The 22,859-nt window shown below is 62.4% G+C and carries 18 protein-coding genes and 3 tRNA genes; 14 read left to right on the forward strand and 7 right to left on the reverse strand.

Translation table 11 applies throughout. From position 1 onward, the window contains the following. Positions 1 to 59: 59 nt before the first annotated feature. The 3 genes from AB5Y51_RS00915 to dinG form a co-directional block, all read right to left on the reverse strand. The gene (locus AB5Y51_RS00915; RefSeq protein WP_368177900.1) at positions 60 to 956 is read right to left on the reverse strand and encodes a histone deacetylase; all 897 of its coding nucleotides are present in this window, start codon (positions 954 to 956) and stop codon (positions 60 to 62) included. A gap of 70 nt (positions 957 to 1,026) precedes the next feature. Continuing rightward, positions 1,027 to 1,686, reverse strand: a complete 660-nt coding sequence (locus tag AB5Y51_RS00920; RefSeq protein WP_039040268.1) for a DUF2057 domain-containing protein — start codon at positions 1,684 to 1,686, stop codon at positions 1,027 to 1,029. A 213-nt stretch (positions 1,687 to 1,899) separates the two neighbouring features. Next, positions 1,900 to 3,972, reverse strand: a complete 2,073-nt coding sequence (gene dinG / locus AB5Y51_RS00925) for an ATP-dependent DNA helicase DinG (protein WP_042864102.1) — start codon at positions 3,970 to 3,972, stop codon at positions 1,900 to 1,902. Positions 3,973 to 4,354: 382 nt separating this feature from the next. Here dinG and AB5Y51_RS00930 point away from each other — a divergent pair, with 382 nt between their 5' ends. The 3 genes from AB5Y51_RS00930 to AB5Y51_RS00940 all read left to right on the forward strand — a co-directional run bounded on the left by AB5Y51_RS00930 (position 4,355) and on the right by AB5Y51_RS00940 (position 7,855). Further along, on the forward strand, positions 4,355 to 5,392 hold the full coding sequence (locus tag AB5Y51_RS00930) for a porin (RefSeq protein ID WP_042017568.1): 1,038 nt from the start codon (positions 4,355 to 4,357) through the stop codon (positions 5,390 to 5,392). Positions 5,393 to 5,587: 195 nt separating this feature from the next. Continuing rightward, positions 5,588 to 6,529 (forward strand): hypothetical protein, encoded by a 942-nt coding sequence (locus tag AB5Y51_RS00935; RefSeq protein WP_201925877.1) that lies wholly within the window; start codon positions 5,588 to 5,590, stop codon positions 6,527 to 6,529. A 135-nt stretch (positions 6,530 to 6,664) separates the two neighbouring features. After that, on the forward strand, positions 6,665 to 7,855 hold the full coding sequence (locus AB5Y51_RS00940; protein ID WP_010675240.1) for an amino acid aminotransferase: 1,191 nt from the start codon (positions 6,665 to 6,667) through the stop codon (positions 7,853 to 7,855). Between the two features lie 79 nt (positions 7,856 to 7,934). On the opposite strand, the gene AB5Y51_RS00945 is transcribed toward AB5Y51_RS00940, so the two are convergent. The 3 genes from AB5Y51_RS00945 to AB5Y51_RS00955 form a co-directional block, all read right to left on the reverse strand. Beyond that, complete coding sequence (locus AB5Y51_RS00945) at positions 7,935 to 9,440, reverse strand: helicase HerA-like domain-containing protein (RefSeq protein ID WP_368177901.1); 1,506 nt, start codon at positions 9,438 to 9,440, stop codon at positions 7,935 to 7,937. Positions 9,441 to 9,555: 115 nt separating this feature from the next. Continuing rightward, the gene (locus tag AB5Y51_RS00950) at positions 9,556 to 10,050 is read right to left on the reverse strand and encodes a DUF2062 domain-containing protein (protein WP_041214895.1); all 495 of its coding nucleotides are present in this window, start codon (positions 10,048 to 10,050) and stop codon (positions 9,556 to 9,558) included. After that, on the reverse strand, positions 10,044 to 10,562 hold the full coding sequence (locus tag AB5Y51_RS00955) for a DUF2062 domain-containing protein (RefSeq protein WP_039040274.1): 519 nt from the start codon (positions 10,560 to 10,562) through the stop codon (positions 10,044 to 10,046). Before AB5Y51_RS00955 ends, AB5Y51_RS00950 begins: the two co-directional genes overlap by 7 nt. Before the next feature lie 115 nt (positions 10,563 to 10,677). Between AB5Y51_RS00955 and AB5Y51_RS00960 the strand changes: the two genes are divergently transcribed. The 11 genes from AB5Y51_RS00960 to AB5Y51_RS01010 all read left to right on the forward strand — a co-directional run bounded on the left by AB5Y51_RS00960 (position 10,678) and on the right by AB5Y51_RS01010 (position 20,867). Further along, complete coding sequence (locus AB5Y51_RS00960; RefSeq protein ID WP_368177902.1) at positions 10,678 to 12,819, forward strand: DNA internalization-related competence protein ComEC/Rec2; 2,142 nt, start codon at positions 10,678 to 10,680, stop codon at positions 12,817 to 12,819. 134 nt (positions 12,820 to 12,953) lie between these two features. Beyond that, positions 12,954 to 14,723, forward strand: a complete 1,770-nt coding sequence (gene msbA / locus AB5Y51_RS00965; protein ID WP_042014329.1) for a lipid A ABC transporter ATP-binding protein/permease MsbA — start codon at positions 12,954 to 12,956, stop codon at positions 14,721 to 14,723. Next, positions 14,723 to 15,721 carry a tetraacyldisaccharide 4'-kinase gene (gene lpxK / locus AB5Y51_RS00970; protein ID WP_180906933.1) on the forward strand — a complete coding sequence of 333 codons (999 nt, stop codon included), beginning with the start codon at positions 14,723 to 14,725 and terminating at the stop codon, positions 15,719 to 15,721. Before msbA ends, lpxK begins: the two co-directional genes overlap by 1 nt. Before the next feature lie 112 nt (positions 15,722 to 15,833). Continuing rightward, the gene (locus AB5Y51_RS00975; RefSeq protein ID WP_010675233.1) at positions 15,834 to 16,031 is read left to right on the forward strand and encodes a Trm112 family protein; all 198 of its coding nucleotides are present in this window, start codon (positions 15,834 to 15,836) and stop codon (positions 16,029 to 16,031) included. Continuing rightward, positions 16,028 to 16,789 carry a 3-deoxy-manno-octulosonate cytidylyltransferase gene (gene kdsB / locus AB5Y51_RS00980; RefSeq protein WP_039040278.1) on the forward strand — a complete coding sequence of 254 codons (762 nt, stop codon included), beginning with the start codon at positions 16,028 to 16,030 and terminating at the stop codon, positions 16,787 to 16,789. Before AB5Y51_RS00975 ends, kdsB begins: the two co-directional genes overlap by 4 nt. 210 nt (positions 16,790 to 16,999) lie before the next feature. Next, positions 17,000 to 17,644 carry a UvrY/SirA/GacA family response regulator transcription factor gene (gene uvrY, locus AB5Y51_RS00985; RefSeq protein WP_010675231.1) on the forward strand — a complete coding sequence of 215 codons (645 nt, stop codon included), beginning with the start codon at positions 17,000 to 17,002 and terminating at the stop codon, positions 17,642 to 17,644. A gap of 110 nt (positions 17,645 to 17,754) precedes the next feature. Then, positions 17,755 to 19,608, forward strand: a complete 1,854-nt coding sequence (gene uvrC, locus AB5Y51_RS00990) for an excinuclease ABC subunit UvrC (RefSeq protein WP_368177903.1) — start codon at positions 17,755 to 17,757, stop codon at positions 19,606 to 19,608. Positions 19,609 to 19,821: 213 nt separating this feature from the next. Beyond that, positions 19,822 to 20,376 (forward strand): CDP-diacylglycerol--glycerol-3-phosphate 3-phosphatidyltransferase, encoded by a 555-nt coding sequence (gene pgsA / locus AB5Y51_RS00995; protein WP_010675229.1) that lies wholly within the window; start codon positions 19,822 to 19,824, stop codon positions 20,374 to 20,376. A 179-nt stretch (positions 20,377 to 20,555) separates the two neighbouring features. Next, positions 20,556 to 20,631: transfer RNA gene (locus AB5Y51_RS01000), tRNA-Gly, on the forward strand. Positions 20,632 to 20,665: 34 nt separating this feature from the next. Continuing rightward, positions 20,666 to 20,739 (forward strand) — tRNA-Cys (locus AB5Y51_RS01005). A 41-nt stretch (positions 20,740 to 20,780) separates the two neighbouring features. Further along, a tRNA-Leu gene (locus AB5Y51_RS01010) sits at positions 20,781 to 20,867 on the forward strand. 190 nt (positions 20,868 to 21,057) lie between these two features. Here the strand turns inward: AB5Y51_RS01010 and AB5Y51_RS01015 are convergent. Continuing rightward, positions 21,058 to 22,347 (reverse strand): methyl-accepting chemotaxis protein, encoded by a 1,290-nt coding sequence (locus tag AB5Y51_RS01015; protein WP_048207956.1) that lies wholly within the window; start codon positions 22,345 to 22,347, stop codon positions 21,058 to 21,060. Between the last annotated feature and the right edge of the window lie 512 nt (positions 22,348 to 22,859).

Genomic DNA, 22,859 nt, shown 5'->3' on the forward strand with positions numbered 1-22,859 from the left:
GATATAGAAGAGGCGACCCAAGGGTCGCCTCTTTTTCGTCATGGGCCGGGTGGTGCCGCTCAACCAAACCGGTGCCTTGCTGCTTCAAAGAGCGAGAGGTGCAGCGGGATCAACTGCTGCCAGTCTCGCCGGTAACCCCCTCCCGGTACGGCGGTGATGGGCAGCCCGTGGCGAAGCGCAGAGTCAAAGACCATGGCATCGCGCTGGCGCACGCCGGAGTCGCTCAGGGAGAGGTAGCCCAGCTCGTCGTCCCGGTGCACATCCACCCCGGCCTGATAGAGGATGAAGTCGGGGGCGTAGAGGCGATGAGCCAGGGCGAGGGCCTGGTCCAGGGTCTCGAGATAGGCGCCGTCCTCCATGCCGCTTGGCAGGGGAAAGTCCAGATGGGAGGCTGGCTTGTGGCGGGGGAAGTTGTGTTCTCCATGCAGGGAGAGGGTGATGATGTCACGGCTGCCTGTGCACAGGGCAGCGCTGCCATCTCCCTGATGGACATCGAGATCCACGATCAGCACCCGCTCGCAGAGTCCCTCGTCCAGGCAGGTTCGCGCCGCGATCACCAGATCGTTGAAGAGGCAGAAGCCGCTGCCAAACCCCCGGTGGGCGTGGTGGTAGCCGCCGGAGATCTGCAGTCCGCAGCCTTGTGCAAGGGCGTGGCGGCTGGCGGCCAGGGTGGCGCCGACCGAGTGCAGGGTACGTTCAATCAGCAGGGAAGACCAGGGAAAGCCGAGCCGACGAATGGCCCCTTCATCGAGGGTGCCGGCGAGGGCGGCCTGTACATAGGCCGCATCGTGCACCTTCTCTATCTGCTCACGGCTGGCAGGGCCGGCCTGTGCCAGCGGATAGTCGAGGGCGACGAGGCGTTCAAACAGCGCCTGGTACTTGGCCAGGGGGAAGCGGTGACGCTCAGGCAGCGTCAGGGCGGAGTAGTGGGGGTGATAGAAGATGCGCAGTGACATGAAGCATCGGCCATGAACGGGTATGAAAAAGGGGAGCCAGGCTCCCCTCGATGCAGGCGTGCGATGCGCCTTACTGCTGCTGGATCACCCAGATCTGGAAGGCTTTGCGGGTCTCCGCATCGGCCTTGTTGTACCAGCTCTGCAGCTGGGTCAGGGCTTCCGGGTTGCTCATGGCCTTGCTCGGGGCCACTTCCACCGGTGCGCTGGCGGCAGCCATCACGGCGGCGGTGGAGACGGAAACGGTCTTGGGCTGGTTGAAGGCCTTGCCCATCTTCAGCAGCTCCTGCTGATAGTCACGGGTCAGCTGGAAGCCACCCACGGTCGGCATGACGAACTGCTCGGATTTCAGAACCTGGCCGGTGGATTTGTCTTTCAGAACGACGTTCTGTTCCTTGACGAAACGCTTGGCTTCTTCTTCCTTGCGGGGCTTCTTGAAGTCGAGGAAGAGTTGCTGGTTGTCGGCGGCGGTGAAGTTGATCACCAGGGGCTCGGCGGTGACCAGCTTGGTTTCACTGCGGCTGGAGTAGTTGCCTTCGAAGGCGACCACGACCTGGTGCCTGCCGGGCTCCAGGGAGAAGACGGTGGCTTTATCGAGCAGCTGGGGGTTGACGGGTTCGCCATCGAGCAGCTGGATGACATAGGGATTCGTAATTTCCAGTTGGCTAGCGGCCAGGGCGCTACCTGCCCACAACAGACCAGCCAGGGCCGGTACCAGAACAGTCAGTTTCATTTCATCTCCTTGAACAGTCAGGCAATTGCCCACTGAAAAATAGGGGGTCATTTTTACAGGTTTACCCCACAGCGGCAATAGCCGTTTATGGCGCCTTCCGGTGTGCGGGGTGTGGATCCCGCTGCCCCGAGTCCTGCGGGCAGCGTGCTCTTCTATCTTTCTGCCCCCTCCTGACATGAGGGACAGGGGAGCACATGGCGGGCGTCAGCTGTGTCACTCGATGCGTCGGGTGAAGGGGGGGAGGGCGTCCAGCAGCCCCTTGCCGTAGCGCTTGGTCAGCAGGCGCCGGTCCAGGATGGTGACCCGCCCCCGATCCGCCTCTTTTCGGATGAGGCGGCCACAGGCCTGGATGAGCTTGCGCGACGCCTCCGGCACCGTCAGTTGCAGGAAGGGGTTGCCGCCGCGCTGCTCTATCCACTCGGCGGTCGCCTCTTCCACGGGGGAGTTGGGCACCGCGAAGGGGAGCTTGGTGATCACCAGGTTGGTGAGGTAGTGGCCGGGCAGATCCAGCCCTTCCGAGAAGCTGCCGGTGCCAAAGAGGATGCTGGCCTGGCCGCCGTCGCACTTCTGTTTGTGCAAGAGGAGCAGGGCGCTGCGGGACGCTTCCCCCTGTACCAGAAGCGACATCCCCTTGGCCCGCAGCCCCACCGCCACCTCATTCATCTGGCGATAGGAGGAGAAGAGCACCAGGCTGGCCTCCTTGCCTGCCAGCAGGCGGGGAAGGGTATCGATCAACTCCTGGGTGAAGGCGGGGGCACTGGGCTCATGGGCCATCTTGGGCAGATAGAGTTCGGCCTTGTGGTAGTCGAAGGGGGAGCGCAGCCGCAGATAGCGGGTGCCGTCATGCTCCTTGAGCCCTACCTGGTGGCGAAAATAACTGAAGGAAGAGAGGGCGGTGAGGGTCGCCGACACCAGCACGGCCCCGAGACAGCGGGACCAGAGCCACTCCTCCAGCAGATACCCCACCTCGATGGGGGAGGCGTGCAGCCAGATGTCCCCGTCCTCGCTTCTGGCCATCCAGCGGGCGAGGGGCGTCTTGCCGGTGGGAACATGGCGGCTCAGCATCTCCCAGAGGGCGCAGAAGCTCTCGAGCCGCTGCAGGTGAAAACCGCTCTCCGCCAGCAGAGGCTCGGCCTCCTTGCGACGAATTTCGCCATCCTTGAGCGCCTCGCCGATGGCCCCCTGCATTCTGTCCAGCGCCCTCAGTGCCTTCTTGCTCGCCTCCTTGAGGTTTTCCGCCAGCATGGGCAGGGGATCCGGCAGCACCCCATCGGCGAATCTGTGGTGGGGCTCGCCGCCAAAGAGGTGGTCATTGCTGGTGAGCCACTGCTCGAGGGCCTTGAGATCCGGCTGGAGAGAGGCCAGGGCATCCTGCAGTTTGAGCTGGGGATCGAGGAGGCTCTCCTTGTTCAGCGTCCTGGCCAGTTTGCCAGCGCTTTGCACCAGCTTTTCCAGCCAGCGGCGGGATCCCTTGATGCTGGCGCTGGCGGCGCCGTGATCCCGGGCGATGGTGGGCAGGTGATGGGCTTCGTCCAGCACATAGATGCACTCGTCCGGTGGCGGCAATATGATGCCGCCCCCCATGGTGAGGTCGGAGAGCAGCAGGGCGTGGTTGACCACCAGCACGTCTGCTGCGTCCATGTCATTGCGGGCCCGATGGAAGGGGCAGTGCTGATGGTGGCTCAGGGCCTTGTTGCAGGTGTGGCGGTCGGCGGCGATGCGATCCCAGCAAGGGTCCGTAATGGGTTTGGGCCAGTTGTCCCGATCCCCGTCCCACTTGCCTTCGGTGTAGGCCTGCCACAGCCCCTGGTAGCACGCTTTGTCAGCATCCGATGGCTTGTGTTTGCTCAATGCGCCGAAGTCGAGCTCGAAATTGGCCATCTCGCTGCCGTTTGCCGCCTGCTCCAGCAGGTGCTCACAGCAGTAGCGCTGGCGCCCCTTGACCAGCATGAAACGAAACGGCAGCTCGCTGTGACGGTGATAAAAGGGGAGATCCTTGTGGATGAGCTGCTCCTGCAGGGCCACGGTGGCGGTGGAGATCACCAGCTTCTTCTGGGTCAGCCGTGCCACTGGTATGGCCCCCTGGGCATAGGAGAGGGACTTGCCGATGCCGGTGCCTGCCTCGGCCACCAGGATGCGGCGACTCCTGTCATATTCTCCCGTCAGGGTCTTGGCGATTTCGGCAACCAGGAAATTCTGCTCCTTGCGCGGCACAAAACCGGGTAAACCATCGGCAATCTGGCGATAGGTATTGCGGATGGTGGCTTTGAGGCGAGTCGATAGCATAAAGAAGGTGTGGCCGTGTCGGTGTGGATGGCAACAGGATACCCGCAACAGGCGGCCCGGGTCGAGGCAGGGGAGAAGCAGTCGTGTCAGCCCCGGCTTTGCACATATGTTATGAGGGAACAGGGGGTTGCAATAAACCACCAAAAAAGAGGGATTCAGGCAGAGAGTATCGCTGTAAACGTTTTCCCTGATGGGGCAAACATTGTGAGATTCAGCTCACAAATTTTTCCCTGTGACTATGGTTTTCATAAAAAGTTCCAAGTTTTTTCATTGCGGATTCGAAAACCCGGTGATAGTCTCGGCGCCATAGTGATGCAAAGAACATCGCTAACACAGGGAATAACAAGGACTTAGTGTTTAATTACAGTAGGCATTGGAAACTATGAAAAAGACAATTCTGGCTATTGCTATCCCGGCTCTGTTCGCATCCGCAGCCAACGCTGCTGTCGTTTACGACAAAGACGGCACCTCCTTTGACATCTACGGCCGTGTACAAGCCAACATGTACGCAGACCACGACGACACCGACGCTGAACTGGTTGGTTCCTCCCGTCTGGGCTGGTCCGGCAAAGTCGGCCTGAACAACACCTGGTCCGGTATCGCCAAGACCGAGTGGCAAGTATCCGCCGAAAACTCTGACAACAAGTTCAACTCCCGTCACATCTATGTCGGCCTGGACGGTACCCAGTACGGCAAGATCATCTTCGGCCAGACCGACACCGCGTTCTACGACGTGCTGGAGCCGACCGATATCTTCAACGAATGGGGTGACGTAGGTAACTTCTACGACGGTCGTCAAGAAGGTCAGATCATCTACTCCAACACCTTCGGTGGCTTCAAGGGCAAAGTGTCCTACCAGACCAACGATGACGTAGCTGTCAAGGTTACTGACGTCGGTCAAGGCATCAAAGAAGACGCAATCTATGGCCCGAACGCAAAGCGCAACTACGGCTACGCCGCTGCTGCCGGTTACGACTTCGACTTCGGTCTGGGCCTGAACGCCGGTTACGCTTACTCCGACCTGGAAAGCACCACTTCCAGCGCTTCTGGCGACAAGAAAGAGTGGGCCCTGGGCGCACACTACGCCATCAACGGTTTCTACTTCGCCGGTATGTACACCCAGGGTGACCTGAGCTACGACAACACCACCCAAGGCAGCAACAAGGACAAGGGCCGTGGCTACGAGCTGGCTGCTTCCTACAACGTTGACGCCTGGACCTTCCTGGCCGGTTACAACTTCGCCGAAGGCAAGGTACTGTCCAACTCCGCCGGTTCTTCCTATCAAGACATCGTCGACGAAACCCTGCTGGGCGTGCAGTACAACTTCACTTCCAAGTTCAAGGCGTACACCGAGTACAAAATCCAGGGTATCAACGACAAGGACGACGAGTTCACTGTTGCCCTGCAATACAACTTCTAATCTAGCCTCTGCGCTGATTTAGTTGATGAACGGCCAAGCTTGCTTGGCCGTTCTGTTTTTTGGCCCCTTCACTACTTTTCGTCCTCTGGCCCTGCGCCATATCACGTTGTCTTCCTTGCCCCCTTGGTTCTCCTCTGGTAAATCGCTAGATTATTCAATTTGTTGAAGCAGATTGGCCGACAGGGAAGGATGCCTTTGATCGATTTCACCCACCCCGAGTGGCGCGCGCTGGCACAGCAGTTGCTGAGCGGCGGCTCCCAGGCTGTTCGCGGTCGTCAATGGCAGCCGCTCATCGGCATGCTTCGGGACAACCAGTTGCTGCTGGCCCTTGGCAATCATCACTATGAGCTCACCCCTGCCGGGCACCGCTATCTGACCCGGGAGCTGATGCTGGCGAAGATGGCCAGTGCCCCGCCGGAACCCGAGGAGTGGCTGCAATCCCACGGTTGGCAGCTGGGGGAGAGGGTCAACGAGCGGGTGCTGGCGGCCCTGTATCGCAAGGGGGAGGGTCATTTCAGCCCCATCGAGCAGATTGACTTCGAAGACAAGGGGATCCGGCTTTGCAGTGATCTGCCCCTTCGTCTGCGGGCCGCACGGCCGTTCAGCCTGTTTCTCAGCGGCGGCACCCTGCTGGATGCCGCCCCCTGGCTCCAGACCCTGGGGGAGGTGGCGCTGCCAGCCCGCACCCTGGCGCAGCTTGGCAAGATCCTCTGGGGAGAGGGGGAGATACAGCGGGTGATCACGACCGATGCCGTCGGCGCCTTCGCCGAGTTGCCACTGCCCGCCGACGCCCTGCTGGTCTGGTATCCCGCCGAGGATCCCGGCACGCTGGAGCCCCTGATCGCCGCCTTGCCGCCCCAGACCCTCTGGAGCCACCTCACTGCCCTGGATCCGGCCGGGGTCGACAGGGTACTGGCATTGGCCCAGCGGTTGGGGAGACCGGCGAGCTGGTGGCTGCCTCGGGATCTGGTGCCCATCAAGGCGGCTTACGGGGCTCCTCTGGGGGATGGTCGGCCCTGGGAGCCGAGCCGTATCCCCCGTGCGCTGCTGGCACAGTGCAATGATCTGGTGGAGTCGAATCGGGGTCTGTCGGTCGAGGTGTGTGCCCTGGCACCGGATTGGCACGGGATTGGTTGAGGCGGCGCCGAGAAAGCGGTTTTCCCCTATGGAAGGCAGTGGTATAAAGAGCTGACGAAGCGCTCCCTGGACGGGTGCTTTTGTTTGCCAACCTACTTTGCCAGCCAACGAACTCAACGGACTACAGGGAATACCATGTTTGAAAAGGTTGTTGCCGCCCCAGCGGATCCGATCCTGGGCCTGACCGAAGCCTTCCGTGCCGACACTCGCAGCCACAAGATCAATCTGGGGGTCGGTATCTACAAGGATGAGACCGGTGCCACTCCTATCCTTCACTGCGTCAAGCAAGCCGAGCAGAAGCTCTTGACCGACGAGAAGACCAAGAACTACCTCGGTATCGAAGGCAATATCGAATACGGCCGCATCGTGCAGCAACTGCTGTTCGGCCGTGATGCCGCCCTGGTGACCAGCGGCCGCGCCAAGACGGCGCAGGCACCGGGCGGTACCGGTGCCCTGCGCATCGCCGCCGAGTTCGTGGTACGCAACAATCTCGCCAAGACCATCTGGATCTCCGATCCCACCTGGGCGAACCACGTTAGCGTGTTCCAGGCGGCCGGTTTGACCGTCAAGTGGTACAAGTACTACGACGCCGCCACCAAGGGGCTCGACTTCGCCGCCATGCAGGCCTCCCTGTCTGACGCGCAGGCGGGGGATCTGGTGCTGCTGCACGGCTGCTGCCACAACCCGACCGGTATCGATCCCACCACCGAGCAGTGGCGCGCCCTGGCCAGGCAGAGTGCCGCCGCCGGCTGGCTGCCGCTCTTTGACTTCGCCTATCAGGGCTTCGCCCGGGGTATCGAAGAGGATGCCGAAGGCCTTCGCATCTTCGCCGAGTGCCACGACGAGCTGCTGGTGGCAAGCTCCTTCTCCAAGAATTTCGGCCTCTACAACGAGCGGGTCGGCGCCTTCACCCTGGTCTGCGCGACCAAGGCGGTGGCCGACGTCGCCTTCACCCAGGTGAAGACCGTCATTCGTGCCAACTACTCCAACCCGCCGTCACACGGCGCCGCCGTTGTCACCACCGTGGTGAGCGACCCGGCCCTCTATGCGGAGTGGGTGGAAGAAGTGGCCGCCATGCGGGTGCGCATTCGCGAGATGCGTGAGCTGCTGGTGGAGAAGCTGGCCGAGCGGGGGGTGAACCAGGATTTCAGTTTCATCCGCGAACAGAACGGCATGTTCTCCTTCTCCGGTCTCTCCAAGGATCAGGTGGAGCGCCTCAAGAGCGAATTCGCCATCTACATCGTCGGCTCAGGCCGGATCAGCGTGGCAGGCATCACCCGCGCCAACATTGATCCCCTCTGCGACGCCATCGCCAAGGTGTTGTAAGAGAGAAGCATCTGCGCCAAGCGCCTTGCTTCAGCCATAAAAAGCCCGCCGTGTCGGCGGGCTTTTTCATTTTCCGGCATCAGCGGCGCCGCTTGCTGCTCCCCAGCAGGGAGCCGAGCACCCCGCGCATCAGCTGGCGTCCCACCTCGTTGCCGAGGGTGCGGGCCACGCTCTTGGCGGCGGTCTGCACCACCCCGTCATGCTGGCCATCACGGGGGCCGGTGCGACCGAACAGGATGCCATTCAAGGCATCCAGCAGACCGCCACCCTGGTCGGTCTGTGGGGAAGCGGTCTCGTCACCGGCGGCGGGCGATGCCTCCTGAAGCCGCTCGAACGCGGACTCCCTGTCCTCCTGGGTGTCGTATCTGCCGTAGAGCAATGAGCCCTGAATAAGCGCCTGGCGCTCGGCCGCGCTCAGGGGGCCGATGCGGCTGGCCGGGGGCGCGATGAAGGCGCGCTCCACCACGCTGGGCCGCCCCTTCTCGTCGAGCAGGGAGATGAGCGCCTCCCCGACCCCCAGTTCAGTGATGGCTCCGGCGGCGTCGAAGGCCGGGTTGGCCCGCAGGGTGTTGGCGGCGATGCGTACCGCCTTCTGATCGCTCGGGGTGAAGGCGCGCAGGGCGTGCTGCACCCGGTTACCAAGCTGCCCCAGCACGCTGTCGGGGATATCGGCCGGGCTCTGGGTCACGAAATAGACGCCCACCCCCTTGGAGCGGATGAGGCGCACCACCAGCTCAATTTTCTCCAGCAGTGCCCTGGGGGCATCCTTGAACAGCAGGTGAGCCTCGTCGAAGAAGAACACCAGCACGGGCTTTTCCGGATCCCCCACCTCGGGCAACTGTTCGAACAGCTCGGAGAGCAGCCAGAGCAGGAAGCAGGCATAGAGGCGGCTGGACTGGGTGAGCTTGCCGGCGGCCAGCACATTGATATGGCCGTGGCCCGCCTCGTCGGTCTGCATCAGATCCTGGATGTCCAGCATGGGCTCGCCGAAGAAGTGATCGCCGCCCGCGCTCTCCAGGGTGAGGAGGTTGCGCAGGATGGCGCCGATGGAGGCGGTCGACACATTGCCGTAGCGGGTGGTGAGGGTCTTGGCGTGCTCCCCCGCAAACTGCACCATGGCCCGCAGGTCTTTGAGATCGAGCAGCAGCAACCCCTCGTCGTCCGCCACCTTGAACACCAGCTCCAGCACCCCGCTCTGGGTGTCGTTGAGGCCGAGCAGGCGTGCAAGCAGCAGAGGCCCCATGTCGGAGACGGTGGCCCGCACCGGGTGGCCCTCTTCGGCAAAGAGATCCCAGAACAGGGTGGGGCTGGCGGCAAAGTCGGGTGCCTGAAGGCCGAGCTGGGCCAGACGGGCATCCAGCTTGGCAGAGGGGGTACCGGCGGCGCCCAGGCCGCTCAGATCCCCCTTCACGTCGGCCAGAAAGACCGGCACGCCGAGGCGGGAAAACCCCTCCGCCAGCACCTGCAGGGTGACTGTCTTGCCGGTGCCGGTGGCCCCGGTGATGAGGCCGTGGCGATTGGCCATGGCGGGTAGCAGGGAGAGGGGGTGGCCATTGGCATGGGCCAGCGTGAGCGGTTCGGCCATGGTGGGCTCCTTGTTTCGAATGGGGGTCGAAAAACAACGGGTTACAAGGAGTGTGGTGGCAGAGGCAGACGATGGCAAGGCACGCCACCCGAGACAAGGACGGCGTGCTGGCAACCTAGCGGGGGCGGGTCAGCTTGCCCAGTTGTAACAGCAGCAGGGTGAGCAAGGCGCCGGCGGCGGCGCTCAGCACCGCCAGCAGCAGGCTGCCGAGCAGGAAGGGGGGCACCAGGGTGGCTGCCTCCTGCTCCAGCCAGTGCAGGGACCAGGTGAGATGGAAGGGGGCTGGCGTCTCGTTCAGCACCAGGCAACCGGTACGATAGGCGTAGAGGTACATGAAGGGGAGCGTCAGCGGGTTGTTGAACCAGACCGCCAAGAGGGCCAGCGGCAGGTTGAAGCTGAACGCCAGCACCAGGGCGACGGCCACCAGGGAGTGCATGGGCATGGGGATCCAACTGGCGAACAGCCCGGCCGCCACGGCGCCACAGAGGGCCCGCGTTCCCCCTTGCCAGAGGGCGGGGGTCAGCAGTCGCTCGCCAAAGAGGGCGAACCACTTCTGTTGGCGCAGGGTATCGGGGTCAATCTTGAAGCGGGCCAACCAGCGATTCAGCATGGGCGCGCCACCTTGCGTTTTTGCCACTGGCGCACCGTGCTCAGGCGCCAGCCCGCGCGAACCAGGAGATAGCCGACGAGGGCGCTCAGCAGAGCAAGCACCAGGGAGCCCAGCAAGAGCGGCGGGGCCACCGTCTCGAACACCGACACCAGCCAGGCCCAGGTGAAGGTGATCTCGATGTGCTGGGAGGGTTGCCCCAGCAACTGGCAGCCCACCAGATAGGCGCCATAAAACAGCGGTGGCATGGTCAGGGGGTTGGAGAGCCAGACCAGGGCCACCGAGAGGGGCAGGTTGACCCGGCAGGCGATGGCGCCGCCAGCGGCCAGCAGCATCTGGCAGGGGAGGGGCACCCAGGCCATGAAGAGGCCGACCGCACAGGCACCGGCGGCGGAGCGCCGGTTGAGATGCCAGAGGTTGGCATCCAGCAGCAGCTTGCCAAAGAGTCGCAAGTGCTTGTGTTCCTTGAGGGTCGCCGGGTCGGGTAGCCAGCGCTGTATGATTCGTTTGGGCATGTTCTGAACCTTGCTAAATACTTGCTCCATGGATCTGCGTCTGTTGTCGTTTGCCCTGGGGGCAAGCTCCTCACTGCTGTGGCCATGGTTGCCTTCATGGGAATGGGGTGGCCTGATGCTGCTGCTCGCGCTTCCTCTCGCCGGTGGTCGTTGCTGGCGGCTGCTGTTTCTGCTGCTCGGCATCCTCTGGATGCAGGTGAATTTGCACTACCGGCTTGCCTGGCTGGATCAGCTTGGCAAAAAAACGAGCCACATCATAACCGCACACGTGCAAAGTACGGAGTCTTCGGGAGAGAAAGAGGGGGATAAATTTGCGCGCCTGCTGCTGCGCCTCGACACCCTGGACGATCGCCCCCTCATCGTGCCACCCCTGGTGCGGGTCAATGCCTATCAGGTGTTGCCGCCGTTGCCTGCCGGCAGCCGCGTCACCCTGGTGACCTCTCTCAAGCCGGCCCATGGCCTGGCCAACGAAGCGGGGATGGATGGGCGGCGCCTGCTCCTTGGCAAGGGGATCACCGCCACCGGCAACCTGCGCCGGGTCATCGCCCTGGATGCCGTACCCCCGGGTGTGCGCGATCGCTGGCTGGCGGCGGCGAGTCGCGCCTGGGAGGGGATGGCGCAGGCCCCCCTGCTGGCGGCCCTCACCTTCGGGGAACAGGGGGGGATCACGGATGCCCAGTGGGAACTCTTTCGCGGCAGCGGCCTGACCCACATCATCGCCATCTCGGGCCAGCATATCGCCCTGGTGGCGGTGCTCGGCTGGTGGCTCGGGCGGCTGTTCGGGCTGCGCGGGGCTATCTGCGTGTCACTCCTGTTCGCGGCCACCTACAGCTGGCTGGCGGGGTTTGCGGTGGCCACCGAGCGTGCCCTCATCATGGTGCTGGTGTGGAGCCTGCTGCGCTGGCTAAAGCGGGACTGGCCGAGCCACCGGATCTGGCTGTGGGCCTTTGTGGTGCTGACATTGTGGGACCCTTTCGCCCTCTATTCGGCGGGGTTCTGGCTCTCTTTTCTGGCGGTGGCCCTGCTGTTGCTGGCGAGCCTGTTGCACGATCGCCCCGGCCTGGTGCGGCTGCAACTTCTGCTGCTGCTCGGATTGCTGCCCCTGCAACTGCTGCTGTTCGAGGGGATGGCGCCCCTGGCGTTTCTGCTCAATCTGCTGGCACTGCCGCTGTTCTGCCTTGTCATCATTCCCCTGGCGCTCATCGGCGTGCTGGTGGCGCCCCTCTCCACGTTGCTGGCCCACGGCCTGCTCTGGGTCTCCGCCTTCGGCCTGGAGTGGGTGCTGTGGGGGCTCACGCAACTGGGGGATCGCCTGCAGCTCTGGTGGCCGGTGCCCGGCTGGCTGATGCCCGCCAGCGCCCTGCTGATCCTGCTGTGGACGGGATGGCACCTGCCGGGAGGGCGCGCCTTGGGGGGACCGGTGGCGGCGGCCCTGCTGCTCGCCCTCTGGCCTGCTCCCGCTGCCTGGCAGGTGCGGGTGCTGGACGTGGGGCAGGGGCTCTCGGTGCTCGTCACCCGGGGCGAGCGGGCCATCCTGTTTGATACCGGGGATCGCTACCCCGGGGGCTACAACATGGCGGATGCGGCCATCCTGCCCCTGCTCAACCGGCTCGGCATCCGGGTGATCGACACCCTGATTATCAGCCACAGAGACAGGGATCACGCGGGCAACCGGCAGGCTCTGCTGCAGAGCATGGCGGTGCGCCGGGAGCTCTCCTCCTTCCCCTTTACACCGGCTACCCAGGCCTGCCGCCGAGGTCAGCAGTGGCATTGGCAGGGACTGGATGTGCGGGTGCTCTGGCCCCTGGCAGCCGGGGCGGGGCGCAACAACGACAGTTGCGTGGTGCAGCTGGACGACGGGCGCCATCGGCTGCTGCTGAGCGGCGACATCGAGCAGCAGGCGGAGCGCCGCCTGCTGGCGCAGGCGCTGGAGGAGGGTGAGGGCGCGGGGCTGGCCAGCACCCTGCTGGTGAGCCCGCATCATGGCAGTCGCACCTCCTCCACGGCCCCCTTCGTGGCGGCGGTGCAACCTGCCTTCGTGGTGCACAGCGCAGGCTTCATGAACCAGTGGAGCTTTCCCCGCCCCGAGGTGGTGGCGCGATACCAGGGGGCGCGGCAGTGGGTCACGGGGGAGGCGGGCGCCATCCTGATCGAGCCGGGGGACGGGGGGCTCAGGATCCGGGCCGAGCGAGAGCAGGGGCCCTGGTACAGGCGTGACGGCCCCTGGTGGCAGCCGCAGGTATGGGGAAGGGAGTGAGGATCCGGTGAGCCTGCCCGGCAAGGGGCGGCCTTCATTTGTGACCCGGGTTGTAGCCATCGCGCCAGCGGCGCTTGGTGTAGCTCCAAGGTTTGGCTAGAATAGCCCGTCATTTCCCTTATTAACGGCTATTCATGCAACAAGAAACCTCACAAGAGAGCTGGACCGTCTTCAAGCGCCTGCTCGGTTATGTCCGGGATCGCAAGCTGGGTCTGGTGGGCGGCATCATTGGCATGCTGGGTTACGCGGCCGTGGATACCACCTTCGTCTACTCCATCAAACCGCTCATCGATCAGGGGCTCAACGGCAACGACAGCAGCGTGCTCAAGTGGATGCCCTTCTTCGTCCTCGGCATCGTGGCTCTGCGCGGCTGCGCCGCCTTCCTCTCCAACTACTGCATGGCCTGGGTCGGCAACCACGTGGTGATGCGCCTGCAGCAGCAGGTGTTCAGCCACCTGATGGCCATGCCCATGAGCTTCTTCGACCGCCAGAACACCGGCAACCTGCTCTCCAAGGTGACCTATGACGCCGGTCAGGTGTCGTCCGCCGCGAGCTCGACCCTGGTCTCCCTGGTGCGGGAAGGGGCCACCGTCATCGGCCTGCTGGGCCTGATGTTCTGGCACTCCTGGCAGTTGTCGGTGATCTTCCTGGTGGTGGGGCCCCTGGTCGGGATCCTCATCAGCATCATCAGCCGACGTTTTCGCAAGATAAGCCGCCACATCCAGCAGGCGGTGGGTGACATCACCACCTCCACCGAGCAGATGCTCAAGGGGCACAAAGAGGTGCTGATGTTCGGGGGCCAGGAGGTGGAGGACAAGCGCTTCTACCAGGTGAGCAACCGGATGCGCCAGCAGACCATGAAGATGGTCGCCGCCGACGCCATCGGCAGCCCCATCGTCCAGATGGTGGCCTCCGTGGCCCTTGCGGTCTTCCTCTATGTCGCCACCATCGACAGCGTCAAGGCGACCCTGACCGCGGGCACCTTCACCGTCATGGTCACCTCCATGATGATGCTGCTCAAGCCGCTGAAAAGCCTGACCGACGTGAACAACCAGTTCCAGCGCGGCATCACCGCCTGCCAGAGCCTGTTCGGTCTGCTGGACTCCACCCCGGAGCAGGACACCGGCACCCGCACCCTGGAACGTGCCCGAGGTGAAATCGAGTTTCGCAACGTCACCTTCACCTACCCGACCAAGGAGACACCGGCGCTGCGCAACATCAGCTTCAAGGTGGAGGCGGGCAAATCGGTGGCCCTGGTGGGTCGTTCCGGCTCCGGCAAGAGCACCATCGCGAGCCTTCTGACCCGCTTCTATGACATCGAAGAGGGGGAGATTCTGCTGGATGGCGTCAACATCCGCGAATACCGCCTGAGCGAGCTGCGCAAGCAGTACGCCCTGGTCTCCCAGCACGTGCACCTCTTCAACGACTCCGTGGCCAACAATATCGCCTACGCGGCGGAAGAGAAGTACAGCCGCGACGAGATCCAGCAGGCGGCCCGCATCGCCCATGCGGACGACTTCGTCAGCAAGATGCCGGAAGGCTATGACACCGTCATCGGCGAGAACGGCGCCTCCCTCTCCGGCGGCCAGCGCCAGCGCATCGCCATCGCCCGCGCCCTGCTGCGGGACTCCCCGGTGCTGTTGCTGGACGAAGCCACCTCGGCCCTGGACACCGAGTCCGAGCGCCACATCCAGGCGGCCATCGACGAGCTGTGCAAGGCGCGCACTTCCCTCGTGATCGCCCACCGCCTCTCCACCATCGAGAAGGCGGACGAGATCCTGGTGATCGACGAGGGACACATCGTCGAGCGCGGCAACCACCAAACCCTGATGGACATGCATGGTACTTATGCCCAGCTGCGGGCCATTCAGTTTGGTAATACAGCCACGGGTAACAAGGGCTGATGCTGGCCAGACTCTGGTACGGGAACAGCCTCTGGCGCTGGGGGCTGGCCCCCTTCGCCCTGCTGTTTGCCCTGGTCAGCGGCGTCCGCCGTCTGGGGTATCGCCGGGGCTGGTTCAGCGCCTATCGGGCCACCCTGCCGGTGGTGGTGGTGGGCAATCTCTCGGTGGGGGGCAACGGCAAGACCCCGGTGGTGGTCTGGCTGGTGGAACAACTCCAGGCCCGGGGCTGGCGCCCCGGCGTGGTCAGCCGCGGCTATGGCGGCAAGGCGCCCCATTACCCCTATCGACTGGATGAGAGCAGCACCCCGGCCGAGGCCGGGGATGAGCCCGTGCTCATCGCAAGGCGCTGCGGCTGCCCCGTGGCGGTGGCCCCCAGACGGGCCGATGCGGTGCGGTTGCTGGAGCAAAGCGGTGAGGTGGACATCATCGTCACCGACGACGGCCTGCAGCACTATGCCCTGGCCCGTGACATTGAACTGGTGGTAGTGGACGGGGCGCGCCGCTTTGGCAATGGCTGTCTGCTGCCCATGGGGCCGCTGCGCGAGCCCACGACCCGCCTCAAGCGGGTGGACGCCATCATCTGCAACGGCGGCGAACCCGCCCGTGGCGAGTACGCCATGCGCCTGGTGCCGGATACCCTGCGCCGGGTGTGCGACGATGCGCCTCTCACGGCCCCCCTCTCGGGGCCGGTGGATGCCCTGGCGGGCATCGGCCATCCCCCCCGTTTCTTCGCCACCTTGACCGCCCTTGGTTACGAGTTGGTGCAGAGCGTCGGCTACGGGGATCACCAGGCGTTCGACGCCGCCGAGCTGCTGGCCCGCTTCGGCCAGCGCCCCTTGCTGATGACCGAGAAGGATGCGGTCAAGTGCCGCCCCTTCGCCCCGGACAACTGGTGGTATCTGCCGGTCAGCGCCGAGCTGCCCGATGCCCTGGGGGAGGCGCTGCTGCGCACCCTGGGCCCGCAGCCCGGAAGAGGGGACGGGCATCAGGCGCCCTGACGGGGCGCCACCGGATTGGAACAGACGGCCAGTGCCCGGACTCGGGGGCTGGCCCTGCACATTGACATGCCAGGCAAGATCGCCTGTGGGAAATCGTTAAAGGAGTTTCGTTGTGGCACTGGATATTAAACTGCTCGACATCATCGCCTGCCCGGTCTGCAAGGGGAAACTGCACTATCAAGCGCACGCCGAGGGCCCTCAGGAGCTCATCTGCCGCTTCGACAGACTGGCATATCCCCTGGAGGAGGGGATCCCGGTGCTGCTGGAGAACCGGGCCCGTCACCTGGCGCTGGAAGAGCTGAAGCCATGAGTTTCGTCGTCGTCATTCCTGCCCGTTACGCCTCCACCCGGCTGCCGGGCAAGCCACTGGCCGACATTCACGGCAAGCCGATGGTGCAGCACGTGGTGGAGAAGGCCCTGCAATCGGGCGCCGATCGGGTGATCGTCGCCACCGATGACGAGCGGGTGCAGCAGGCTCTGGCCCCCTTTGCCGCCGCTGCCGGGTTCGAGGTGTGCATGACCTCACCGGATCACCAGTCCGGCACCGAGCGTCTGGCCGAGGTGTGCCGTCACTACGGCTTTGCCGCCGACACCATCATCGTCAACGTGCAGGGGGACGAGCCCCTCATTCCCCCCGTCATCATCCGCCAGGTGGCGGACAACCTGGCCGCGGCCAGTGCGCCCATGGCGACGCTGTCGGTGCCGATCAGGGATGCCGAAGAGGCGTTCAATCCCAATGCCGTCAAGGTGGTGACCGACCGGGAGGGGTATGCCCTCTATTTCAGTCGCGCCAGCATCCCCTGGGATCGGGACCGCTTTGCCCAGAGCCGCGAGCAGATTGGCGATCACTACCAACGCCACATCGGCATCTACGCCTATCGCGCCGGCTTCATCCAGCGTTACGTGGACTGGGCACCGAGCGTGCTCGAGCAGGTCGAAGCCCTGGAGCAGCTGCGGGTGCTCTGGTACGGGGAGAAGATCCACGTGGCCCAGGCGCTGCAAGCCCCGCCGGTGGGGGTGGACACCCAGGCCGATCTCGACAAGGTGCGAGCGCTGCTGGCCGGTTGAGGCTGGCGGAACGGCTTTGATGCAATACGGCGCCCCAGGGCGCCGTTTTTTAATTGATTCTTTGTATAATAATTTGATTTAAAACGGATTTTACGAGCAATTTCAAACTTTTCCCGCCCATGGTTTGCCAAATCATCGAGTTTGGTTATGATGCAAGACGCCGTGTTAACCCTAACTGGCATATAACGAGATAAAAAACGGGGTGTTTGGGTGATTAATGTATTCCTGGTCGATGATCATGAGTTGGTGCGTACAGGGATAAGACGCATTTTGGAAGACGTCCGCGGGATCAAGGTGGTGGGCGAGGCGCAGAGCGGGGAAACCGCGGTGGCCTTCTGTCGGCAACATCACCCCGATGTGATCCTGATGGACATGAACATGCCGGGCATCGGCGGTCTGGAAGCGACCCGCAAGATCCTGCGGATCCGCCCCGATGTACGCATCATAGTGCTGACCATTCATTCAGAAAATCCGTTCCCCACCAAGGTGATGCAGGCGGGCGCCGCCGGGTACCTCACCAAGGGGGCCGCGCCGGACGAGATGATCCACGCCATTCGCCTGGTTCACTCCGGTCAGCGCTACATCTCCCCGGAGATCGCCCAGCAGATGGCCCTGAGCCAGTTCGCCTCCGCCGACGAGAACCCCTTCAAGTCCCTCTCCGAGCGGGAGCTGCAGATCATGATGATGATCACCAAGGGGCAGAAGGTGACCGACATCTCCGAGCAGCTCAACCTGAGCCCGAAGACGGTCAACAGCTACCGCTACCGCCTGTTCAGCAAGCTGGGGATCAACGGCGACGTGGAGCTGACCCATCTGGCCATTCGTTATGGCATGCTGGATGCCGACACCCTGTAACGGGGGCGTGTGGACACCAAAGGCGGCACCGGCCGCCTTTCGCTTTTTGCAGGCTGTGGCCAGTATGCTCTCCCCGTCTTTTTGCATTCATCCGTTGAGTCGAGTTGCCCATGACCCTCTCTCCCGAGCCCCATTTTGACAGCAAGGCATTTCTGAGCGCCGTCACCCACCAGAGCGGTGTCTACCGCATGTACGACAGCGGCGGCACCGTCATCTACGTGGGCAAGGCCAAGGATCTCAAGAAACGGCTCGCCTCCTACTTTCGGGCCAATGTCGACAGCATCAAGACCCGCACCCTGGTGCGCCAGATTGCCGATGTGCAGGTAACGGTCACCCATACCGAGACCGAGGCGCTGATCCTCGAGCACAACCTCATCAAGCAGTACCAGCCCCGCTACAACGTGCTGCTGCGGGATGACAAGTCCTACCCCTGGATCATCATCACCGACCATCGGCACCCGCGCATCGGCGTCCATCGCGGCGCCCGCAAGGTGAAGGGGGAGTATTTCGGCCCTTACCCCTCCGGCGGCGCGGTACGCGAGAGCCTGCACCTGATGCAGAAGATCTTCCCGGTGCGCCAGTGCGAGGATGCCGTCTATGCCAACCGTACCCGCCCCTGCCTGCTCTACCAGCTCAAGCGCTGCGCCGGCCCCTGCGTGGCGGGGCTGGTGAGCGAGGCCGAGTATGCCCAGCAGGTGGCGCTGGCCAAGCTGTTCCTCGCGGGCAAGAACCAGCAGGTGATCGGCGAACTGGTGGGCAAGATGGAGTCCGCCAGCGGCGATCTGCGCTTCGAGGAGGCGGCCCGCTACCGGGATCAGATCCAGGCCCTGCGCCGGGTCACCGAGCAGCAGTCGGTGAGCGGCAACGTGCTGGACGAGCTTGACGTGGTGGGGGTGGCCTTCGAGCAGGGGACCGCCTGCATCCACGTGCTCTTCATCCGCCAGGGCAAGGTGCTGGGATCGCGCAGCTACTTCCCGAAAGTGCCGGCCGATACCCCGCTTGACGAGGTGGTGCAATCCTTCCTGCTGCAGTTCTATTTGTCGGGGCAGGGGGGACGGCAGATCCCGAGCGAGGTGCTGCTGGACGTGGCGCTGGAGGATGAGCGCGTCATCGCCGACACCCTGAGCCAGACCGCCGGCTACAAGGTGCGGGTAGTGAGCCGGACGCGCAGCGAAAGGGCCCGCTTCATCAAGCTTGCCTCCATCAACGCCCAGACCGCGCTGCGCTCGCGCCTCGCCCACAAGAGCACCATCACCGCCCGTTACGATCAGCTGGAGGAGCTGCTGGAGCTCGAGACCCCCATCGCCCGCATGGAGTGCTTCGATATCTCCCACACCATGGGGGAGCGCACCGTGGCCTCCTGCGTGGTGTTCAACCGGGAGGGGCCGCTCTCCTCGGAATACCGCCGCTTCAACATCGACGGTATCACCGGCGGGGATGACTACGCCGCCATGGAGCAGGCGCTGGAGCGTCGCTTTGGCAAGCAGCAGGAGCCGGACAAGGTGCCGGATGTGTTGTTCATCGACGGCGGTCTCGGCCAGTTGCGCCGCGCGGAGGAGATCCTGGCGCGCCAGTTGGAGTTTCTCGGCGGCAAATACCCGCTGCTGGTGGGCATCGCCAAGGGGGTGACCCGCAAGGCGGGGCTGGAGACCCTGATCCTGGGGGACAGCCACGAAGAGCTGCATTTGCCGGCGGACATGCCCGCCTTGCACCTCATCCAGCACATTCGCGACGAATCCCACCGCTTTGCCATCACGGGCCACCGGGCCAGGCGCGCCAAGGCCCGCACCACCAGTACCCTGGAAGAGATTCCCGGGGTGGGGCCGAAACGGCGGCAGGCGCTGCTCAAATACCTGGGGGGTTTGCAGGAGGTGAAAAAAGCCGGGGTGGACGAGCTCGCCAAGGTGCCCGGCATCAGCCAGGAGCTGGCCCAGTCCATCCACGACGCATTGCACTCGCTCTAGCGCTGCCTTTGGTGTGAAGGTGGTCACGCCAGGGGGCATCAGGGCGTGCCGCCTGCGCACAAGAGCCGTGACGCAGGGGGCTCCCAAATGCCATAATGACCGGCATCCTGAGGTTATTGATGGATTAATGGACCAAGGCGGGCGCCAGTTCGGTTGCATCCGCGATCGGCTTGGGGCTACCATGTAGCGGCATACAAGAAGTGGCTGAAAATAATGACAAATATTCCTAACCTGCTGACGTTCTTTCGGATTTTGCTCATCCCCGTCTTCGTCATCCTGTTCTACCTTCCCTATCAGTGGTCCTACATGGCGGCGGCCATCGTCTTTATCCTGGCGGCCGCAACCGACTGGTTTGACGGCTATCTTGCCCGCAAGCTGAACCAGTCCACCGCCTTTGGCGCCTTCCTCGATCCGGTGGCCGACAAGATCATGGTGGCGGCGGCCCTGGTGGTCATCGTCGAGCACTACAACACCGTCTGGGTCACCATCCCCGCCATGACCATGATTGGCCGGGAGATCATCATCTCCGCCCTGCGTGAATGGATGGCCGAGCTTGGCAAGCGCTCCTCGGTGGCGGTCAGCTGGATTGGCAAATGGAAGACCATGATCCAGATGGTGTCGCTCACCGGTCTCATCTGGCAGTACGACATCTGGATGGTGTGGCTCGCCTATGTGCTGCTCTACGTGGCCACCGTGCTCACCTTCTGGTCCATGTTCCAGTACATGAAGGCTGCCTGGGGCGATCTCAGCTACCACTCCCGGTTCTAGTCCCGACGGGAAGATGGCCGTTTCTCTGCCACTGGCGCCGAGAAACGGCCATGAGCGCCAAAAGTGTGGGACAAGGGTAAAAAACACCCGAACGATCAGCGTATTAAATGTTTTTGGTTGACTGGGCGGGGAACATCGCTAGAATGCGTTCTCACAGTCAGGCAGTCAGCCAGACCGATGCGGGAATAGCTCAGTTGGTAGAGCACGACCTTGCCAAGGTCGGGGTCGCGAGTTCGAGTCTCGTTTCCCGCTCCAAATTCAGACAATAGAGAGTTCCTCTCTTTTGCATGGCGCGTTAGCAAAGCGGTTATGCAGCGGATTGCAAATCCGTTTAGTCCGGTTCGACTCCGGAACGTGCCTCCATATTGACAAGCCCGCCACGCGAGCTTGATACCGATTGCGGTGCCCGAGTGGTGAAATCGGTAGACACAAGGGATTTAAAATCCCTCGACGTTCGCGTCGTGCCGGTTCGATTCCGGCCTCGGGCACCATTAAAATCAAAGAGTTACTAAGGCCACTAGCAATAGTGGCCTTTTTGTTTCTAGTCAATTGACTGCCAGAATGGCAGCGACCTGAAGAGCCGGTTCATCTCTTGAATCTGCACGTGCCAAGCTGCGACCCCTGGTGTGAACATCAAAGAGCCTGCTCGATGGCAGGCTCCTGAGTGCTTCCCTGATTTATCTAGAGTTCCGAGATGATGGTCGACACCTCTTCTGCTCCGTGTCTTATCTCCTCCATCACTTTTGCAACGTCATCGATCTGCTTTTGCCCGTGGATGGCACCGTCTGCCGCGGACTGGATCTGCTCGCTGACCTGCCTGGTGAGCTGCTGATTCTGGCTGACGACATTGGCGATTTCGTTGGTCGATAGGGAGGTTCTTGCCGCCAGTTGACGAACTTCATCGGCCACGACGGCAAAGCCTCTGCCTTGTTCGCCGGCTCTCGCCGCTTCGATGGCGGCATTGAGCGCGAGCAGGTTGGTCTGGTCTGCAATGCTGCTGATGGTGGATACGATGGCGGTGATATTCTGGGATTGAGCGTGGAGCTTGCTCATCAAGGTGCTGGCATGTTCCATCTGCCTGACAATATTGTCCGAAGTGGAGACGACGGTGGTCAACATCTCCTCTCCTTTGATGGCGGAGGATTTGGTTGTGACAGATGTTTCATTTGCCACCTTGGCCACATGTTGTACGGCCTGATCTTTGCTGATCTGCGGGGTGATATTGGAGGCAAACTTGATGACCTTGATCACCTTGCCATGGCTGCCCCGCACAGCGTTGTAGGTTGCCTCCAGCCAGACTTCATGGCCTTTTTTATCAAATCGCTGAAAGCGCCCCGATTTGAACGTCCCCTGAGCCAGCTCCTGCCAGAAATCGGGATGTTCCCGATAAAACAGCTCATCACAAAACATGCGATGTTGATGGCCTTTAATTTCATCGAGTCGATAGCCCATGGTATCCAGGAAATTACGGTTGGCGGAAATAACAACACCAGTCGGTTCAAACTCGATGACGGCGAGGGAGCGATCCAACGCCTCAAATATTGCTTTTTGAGTCATGAGCAGATCATGTTGCACCGTCACATCTGACGCTATTTTGATGATCTTGATTATTTTTCCGCCCTGGCTGACGGGGAAATAGGTGGCCTCCAGCCATATTTCCTTGCCTTGTTTGCCAACCCGGTGGAAGGTGCCATGCTGGCTGTGCCCATTTGCCAGATCTCGCCAGAATTCCCGATAGGAGGGAGAGTCGGTATCTTCTTTCATGCAGAACATGGCGTGATGCTGCTGCACGATCTCATTGAGGGAGTAGCCGACGGAATGAAGAAAAAGCGGGCTGGCATCGAGAATATAACCATCGGTAGTGAATTCAATCATGGGAAGATGATCGTGCATGGCATGATCCAGTGCCTCGCTTTTCAAGGCCCTCTCTCGTTCTGCTGCCAGCTCTTTTTTAAGTTTCGAGTCGAACATAAGCACACCCCAGCCAAGAAAATAGAATCATCCGACATCTCTTCGTTGACGAATCCTTCACACTTTCTGGGTATGAAGCGTCGTTTTGAGTGTAATGCACCCCTGTCATTTGATTCGGGCTTTTCCATACAAAAAACAGGTTTAATACAAGATGATGCGCCCTTTTTATATGCGGTGATAAATAAAACGTATTCCTATTCTGAATTATTTGTTCGATGCATTGATTGTTTAACGGGGGTCTGTCAATGGGCAAGACAATGGTTCGCAGTCGTGGGCGAACAGGGCCTCATTTCGGCGAATACGGGTATCCAGGGCAGGGGCTTGTCGGTGAGGCGTGACGGTTGTCTGCATCGATGGGGGAGGGCGTGCAGCGGGAAGGTACTGCCTATAGAGATGTCTCGGTCCCTCTGTCCGGGAAACCTGCACTTGAGTGTTTGAACGCATCTGTTGTCCATTGTCATGGACGATGGGAAGGAGGGGTGACGTTCCGTGTAGCTGCGAAATGCCCTGGA

Source organism: Aeromonas sp. R7-1 (genome assembly GCF_040908115.1).
GTDB lineage: Bacteria > Pseudomonadota > Gammaproteobacteria > Enterobacterales > Aeromonadaceae > Aeromonas > Aeromonas caviae.

Bases quoted from the DNA above. Each gene is read 5' to 3' on its own strand.
- msbA (WP_042014329.1), top strand. From the start codon at position 12,954: ATGCAACAAGAAACCTCACAAGAGAGCTGGACCGTCTTCAAGCGCCTG.
- AB5Y51_RS00955 (WP_039040274.1), bottom strand. From the start codon at position 10,562: ATGCCCAAACGAATCATACAGCGCTGGCTACCCGACCCGGCGACCCTC.
- pgsA (WP_010675229.1), top strand. From the start codon at position 19,822: ATGACAAATATTCCTAACCTGCTGACGTTCTTTCGGATTTTGCTCATC.
- lpxK (WP_180906933.1), top strand. From the start codon at position 14,723: ATGCTGGCCAGACTCTGGTACGGGAACAGCCTCTGGCGCTGGGGGCTG.
- AB5Y51_RS00930 (WP_042017568.1), top strand. From the start codon at position 4,355: ATGAAAAAGACAATTCTGGCTATTGCTATCCCGGCTCTGTTCGCATCC.
- AB5Y51_RS00940 (WP_010675240.1), top strand. From the start codon at position 6,665: ATGTTTGAAAAGGTTGTTGCCGCCCCAGCGGATCCGATCCTGGGCCTG.
- kdsB (WP_039040278.1), top strand. From the start codon at position 16,028: ATGAGTTTCGTCGTCGTCATTCCTGCCCGTTACGCCTCCACCCGGCTG.
- AB5Y51_RS00960 (WP_368177902.1), top strand. From the start codon at position 10,678: ATGCTGCTGCTCGCGCTTCCTCTCGCCGGTGGTCGTTGCTGGCGGCTG.
- dinG (WP_042864102.1), bottom strand. From the start codon at position 3,972: ATGCTATCGACTCGCCTCAAAGCCACCATCCGCAATACCTATCGCCAG.
- AB5Y51_RS01015 (WP_048207956.1), bottom strand. From the start codon at position 22,347: ATGTTCGACTCGAAACTTAAAAAAGAGCTGGCAGCAGAACGAGAGAGG.
- AB5Y51_RS00920 (WP_039040268.1), bottom strand. From the start codon at position 1,686: ATGAAACTGACTGTTCTGGTACCGGCCCTGGCTGGTCTGTTGTGGGCA.
- AB5Y51_RS00950 (WP_041214895.1), bottom strand. From the start codon at position 10,050: ATGCTGAATCGCTGGTTGGCCCGCTTCAAGATTGACCCCGATACCCTG.
- AB5Y51_RS00945 (WP_368177901.1), bottom strand. From the start codon at position 9,440: ATGGCCGAACCGCTCACGCTGGCCCATGCCAATGGCCACCCCCTCTCC.
- AB5Y51_RS00915 (WP_368177900.1), bottom strand. From the start codon at position 956: ATGTCACTGCGCATCTTCTATCACCCCCACTACTCCGCCCTGACGCTG.
- uvrC (WP_368177903.1), top strand. From the start codon at position 17,755: ATGACCCTCTCTCCCGAGCCCCATTTTGACAGCAAGGCATTTCTGAGC.